Origin of the sequence: Actinomadura rubrobrunea NBRC 15275 (assembly GCF_001552235.1) — a bacterium.
Taxonomy (GTDB): domain Bacteria; phylum Actinomycetota; class Actinomycetes; order Streptosporangiales; family Streptosporangiaceae; genus Spirillospora; species Spirillospora viridilutea.
In genome coordinates, this window is sequence record NZ_BCQU01000175.1 from 1 (window position 1) to 4577 (window position 4577).

Below are 4577 nucleotides of genomic sequence, written 5' to 3' on the forward strand. Positions count from 1 at the left end.
GGCGGGCGCGCGGCGGCCGGGGCCGCCCCGACCAGCGCCGCGCCCTCGTCGAGCAGGCGGCGCGCCCGCGCGACCTGCAGCGCGATCACGCCGCGCAGCCGGGTCGGCGTGTCGGCGGCGGCCAGGTCCCGCTCGACGCAGCCGAACCGCCGCAGGTCGTCCTGCGGCAGATAGATCCGCCCCCGCCGGTAGTCCTCGCCGACGTCCTGGCAGTGCTCGATGATCTGCAGGGCGGTGCAGACCCGGTCGGAGAGGGCGACCCGGTCCGGGGTGACGGCGTCGAAGATGTGCAGCACGATCCGGCCGACCGGGTCGGCCGACAGCGCGCAGTACGCCACCAGGTCGTCGAAGGTTCCGTACCGGGTGACGGTCTGGTCCTGCCGGTTGGCCTCGATCAGACGGTGCAGCGGCTCGGCGGGGATGCGGCAGTCGCGCACGGTCGCGGCCAGGCCGGCGAGCGGCGGCAGTTCCGGCGCGCCGCCGTCGTAGAGACGGCGCAGATCGGCCTCCACCTCGTCCAGGAGGGCCTTGCGCTCCCGCGCGGGCGCCCTGTCCCCGATGTCGTCGACGAAGCGGGCGTACCGGTACACCGCCAGCAGGTGGGTGCGATGGCGGGCGGGCAGCAACCGGGTGGCGACCGGGAAATTCTCCCGGCGCGCGAATTCGTCCAAGGTTCGTGGACCTGCTGCCGGATCCCACGCCTGCGCGTTCGCGGACATGTCCTCCCTTCGATGTCCGGCCGACCAAGGCAGCCGACCAAAGGCACGGGACCGGGCCAGTTGAACGCCAGGACCACCAGGTCAGTCACCGCGACCGGGATGCGACGGGATCGGGCAAACCACCCGCCGGTCATTCTCAGCAGCAGTCATGCCCGTTCGTCCGCCAATCGCTTCCCCCTTTTTGGAAAAGCAGGCGGAGGGTGTCGGATATGTTTTCGGCGACGCGGCAAATGGGCCGTCAGACGTGTTCCCCGAACCGGCCCGCCAGGGTCCGGTAAAGCCCGGGGGCGGCGGCCTTGACGACGACCGGCAGCCGCAGCCAGCGGGGCGCGTGCACCTCCGCCGCGCCCTCGGCGACGGCCCGCACCGCGGCCTCGGCGACCCGCTCGGGCGGCAGCGGCCGGGGGCGGCGGCGCTCGTAGGGCGCTCCGCGCCGCTCGAAGAAGTCGGTGTCGACCACGCCGGGGACGAGCACCCCGACGGTGACGCCGGTGCCGCGCAGCTCCAGCCGCAGGCTCTCGGCGAAGGCGTCCAGCCCCGCCTTGGCCGCGGCGTAGACGGCCTCGCCCGCCACGCCCGTCCGCCCGGCGATCGAGGTGACGAACAGCAGGCTCCCGCTCCCCCGCGCCAGCATCGGCGGCAGCAGCGACCGGGTCAGCGCGATCGGCGCCGCCAGGTCGACCGCGAGCAGACGGCCGGCGGCGTTGTCGGGCATGTCGGTGAACCGTCCGGCCCAGCCGACCCCCGCGTTGTGCACCAGGACGTCCACCCGCCCGGCCCGCCGCAGCGCCTCGTCGGCCAGCCGCCGCACCTGCGCCGGGTCGGCCAGGTCGGCCGCGATCGGGATGCCGCCGGTGTCGCGGGCCGTCCGCGCCAGCCGCCGCTCGTCGCGGCCGTGCACCACGACCTGGGCGCCGTCGCGCGCCAAAGCCACGGCGATGGCCCGGCCCAGCCCCGACGACGCGCCCGTCACGAGCGCGACCGCGCCCCGCGGCACCGGCCGCCGACGGAACCTCATGCCCGCAGCCTACGAGCTCGTGACCAGGCCTTTCGAGCATGCCGCGCGGCCGACGGGGAAGCAGGTGGCTGTGGACATTCCGCTGACTGGGGTGATTTCGGGGCGTTTGCCGCCGCAGGTGGACGGGGCGCGGGCACTCGCCTCCGGACAGGGGCGAGGCCGACTGGCGGGCGAGGTCGATGTGCGTCCCGGCGGGCCGGTGCGCGCACGCCGCCGACTGGGCGAGGAGCCCCGCCCGGGCACCGTCAATGCCTGCGGTGGCATTTCCCCGCGTGACGGGCCGCTCGCGCCTGCGGCGACCCGCGAACCGTCCGCCGGACGCGCCGACACGGGGTGCCCATGGGGATCAGGGACCTGCTGAACCGTCCGGCCTTCCGGCGGTTGCTGGTGGCGCAGTCGGTCGCCTCCTTCGGCGACTGGCTGGGCACGTTCGCGCTGGTGGCCCTGGTGCTGGAGCGCACCGGCTCCGCCACCGCGGCGGGCGGCGTCCTCGTGCTGCGCCTGCTGCCCTCGGCCCTGGCCGCGCCGCTGGTCGCGCGCGTGGTCACCAGGTGGCGGCACCGGGGCGTGCTGATGACCGCGAACCTGGTCCGGGCGGGCCTGGCGGCCGCCCTGCCCTTCTTGCCGTCGCTGTGGTGGCTGTGCGGGTGGGCGGTCGCCCTCGGAGTCGTCGGCCTGATGTTCCTGCCCGCCCGGGACGCGGCCGTCCCCGTCCTGCTCAGGCACCGCGGCGAAGAGCCCGGCGGCCGGACGCTGCAACTGGCCAACGGCGTCACGATGGCCCTGTCCTGCGCCATGATTCCGATCGGCGCCGGGGCGTTCGGCGCCCTGGTGTTCCTGTCGGACCTGCTCGCCTGGACGGGCCGCGACCACCTCGTCGCGGTGTCCGCGCTCGACGCCGCGGCGTACCTGATCTCGCTCGTCGCGGTGCGCGGCCTGCCCCGTCTCGGCCCGCGGCGCGGCGCCCGGGGTGCGGGCCTCCTCGCCGCCCTGCGGTTCCCCGCGGTGGGCGCGGTGCTGCCCGCGGTGGCGGCGGTCTCGCTGGGGCTGGGCTCGCTGTTCGCGGTCGGCGCCCCGTTCGTCCGGGACGTGCTGCGCGCGGGCTTCGCCGGGTTCGGCGCGCTGGTGGCGCTGCTCGGCGTCGGCGCGTTCGCGGGCGTGCTCGGCGCCCGCCTGTGCCGGGGGGCCGGGCTGATCGGCCAGATCCGGCTGGGCGCGGCCGCGCAGGGCCTGGTGATCATCGCGATGGGCGCGCTGGCGTCGACCGCGTGGTGGTTCCCGGGCACGGTGCTGCTCGCGGCCGCCGCCACCGCGACGCTGATCGGCGGGATCACCTACCTGCAGGAGACCCTGGCCGGCCCCGGCCGCGCCCTCGGCCTCACCGCCCTGCACGCCGTGCTGCGGTCCGGGTGGGCCGTGGCCGCAGCGGCGGCGAGCGCCGCCGCCGACGCGCTCGGCCGGACGTCCCTCGTGCCGGTGGACGTCGCCCCGGCCGGCCTCGTGCTGATCGTGGCGGGGCTGGCGGTGTTCTGCGGCACGTTCCTCGTCCGGCGCCCGGACGGCGAGGACCGGGCGGTGACCGACCTGGGCTAGCCGCCCGCCCCCGCCGCGGCGGGCGCGATGGAGTGCAGGCCCGCCGCCGCGTTCAGGGCCGGCCGCTCCATCGGCCCGTCCTCGTCACCGCGGGCGAGGCCGCCCGTCCTCGTGCGCGGACGCGTCCCGGACGCCGCCCGCGGCGGCGTTTCCGCGCACCCGCCGCGCGAGGAGCGCGGCCACGCTCCGGGCGGCCTCCAGCTCGTTGCTCAGCTGATCCGCCAGGTCGCGCAGCCGCCGCACCTCCTGCCGCAGCGCCTCGGTCTCGCGCCGCAGGTCGAGGATGTGCCGAATGCCCGCGAGGTTGACGCCCTCGTCGCGCGACAGCCGCTGGATCTCGCGCAGCGTCATCATGTCGCGCATCGAGTAGCGCCGGTTGCGGGTGCCCACGCGGACCGGCGACACCAGCCCCATCCGGTCGTAGGCGCGCAGGGTCTGGGGATGCAGTCCGGACAGCTGCGCCGCGACCGAGATGACGTAGACGGGCGTGTCGTCGTCGATCGGCGTGCTCATCCGGCACCGCCTCAGCGTGCGTCCCGGCTCTTGCCCTCGTCGACGATCTCGGCGTCGACGACCTCCTCGTCCTGCTCGGACCCGCCGTCGCCAGAAGTCCCCGCGGACGCGCCGTCGCCCTGGGCGGCCTGGGCGTTGGCGTAGATCGCCGCCCCCACCTTCTGACTGACCTGGCTCAACCGCTGCGTGCTGGAGCGGATCGCGTCCGTGTCGCCGCCCTCCAGCTTCTTCTTCACATCCGCGATGGCCTCCTCGACCTCCTTCTTCAGGTCGTCGGAGACCTTGTCCTCGTTCTCCCGCAAGAACTTCTCGATCGAATACGACAACGTGTCGGCCTCGTTGCGGACCTCCGCCTCCTCCCGACGCCGCCGGTCCTCCTCGGCGTACTTCTCCGCCTCCCGGACCATCCGGTCGATCTCCTCCTTGGGCAGGGCCGACCCACCGGTGATCGTCACCGACTGCTCCTTGCCCGTGCCCAAATCCTTGGCCGACACATGCACGATCCCGTTCGCGTCGATGTCGAACGTGACCTCGATCTGCGGCACGCCGCGCGGCGCCGGCGGAATCCCGTCCAAGGTGAACGTGCCCAGCTTCTTGTTGTAGGCGGCGATCTCCCGCTCGCCCTGGAAGACCTGGATCCCCACCGACGGCTGATTGTCACTGGCCGTCGAGAACACCTCCGACCGCTTGGTCGGGATGGTGGTGTTCCGCTCGATGATCTTCGCGAAGATCCC

At 74.7% G+C, this 4577-nt stretch carries 5 protein-coding genes; 1 reads left to right on the top strand and 4 read right to left on the bottom strand.

The features are described 5' to 3' along the window. Both hpnC and AR3_RS28635 read right to left on the bottom strand, forming a co-directional pair. The coding region (gene hpnC / locus AR3_RS28630) for a squalene synthase HpnC (protein ID WP_067918709.1) at positions 1 to 671 on the bottom strand (671 nt) is incomplete at its 3' end. A 286-nt stretch (positions 672 to 957) separates the two neighbouring features. After that, a complete protein-coding gene (locus tag AR3_RS28635; RefSeq protein ID WP_067918711.1) occupies positions 958 to 1737 on the bottom strand; it encodes an SDR family NAD(P)-dependent oxidoreductase in 780 nt (259 codons plus the stop codon). Positions 1738 to 2076: 339 nt separating this feature from the next. On the opposite strand from AR3_RS28635, the gene AR3_RS28640 reads away from it, so the two are divergent. Next, on the top strand, positions 2077 to 3330 hold the full coding sequence (locus AR3_RS28640; protein ID WP_067918714.1) for an MFS transporter: 1254 nt from the start codon (positions 2077 to 2079) through the stop codon (positions 3328 to 3330). Positions 3331 to 3414: 84 nt separating this feature from the next. On the opposite strand, the gene AR3_RS28645 is transcribed toward AR3_RS28640, so the two are convergent. After that, a complete protein-coding gene (locus AR3_RS28645) occupies positions 3415 to 3843 on the bottom strand; it encodes a heat shock protein transcriptional repressor HspR (protein WP_083952242.1) in 429 nt (142 codons plus the stop codon). 11 nt (positions 3844 to 3854) lie between these two features. Then, positions 3855 to 4577, bottom strand: a 723-nt coding sequence (locus tag AR3_RS28650; RefSeq protein WP_157406826.1) for an Hsp70 family protein, incomplete at its 5' end; no start/stop codon positions are given.

Excerpts from the sequence above, each read along its gene's own strand:
- AR3_RS28635 (WP_067918711.1), bottom strand. The coding sequence starts at position 1,737 with ATGAGGTTCCGTCGGCGGCCGGTGCCGCGGGGCGCGGTCGCGCTCGTG.
- AR3_RS28640 (WP_067918714.1), top strand. The coding sequence starts at position 2,077 with ATGGGGATCAGGGACCTGCTGAACCGTCCGGCCTTCCGGCGGTTGCTG.
- AR3_RS28645 (WP_083952242.1), bottom strand. The coding sequence starts at position 3,843 with ATGAGCACGCCGATCGACGACGACACGCCCGTCTACGTCATCTCGGTC.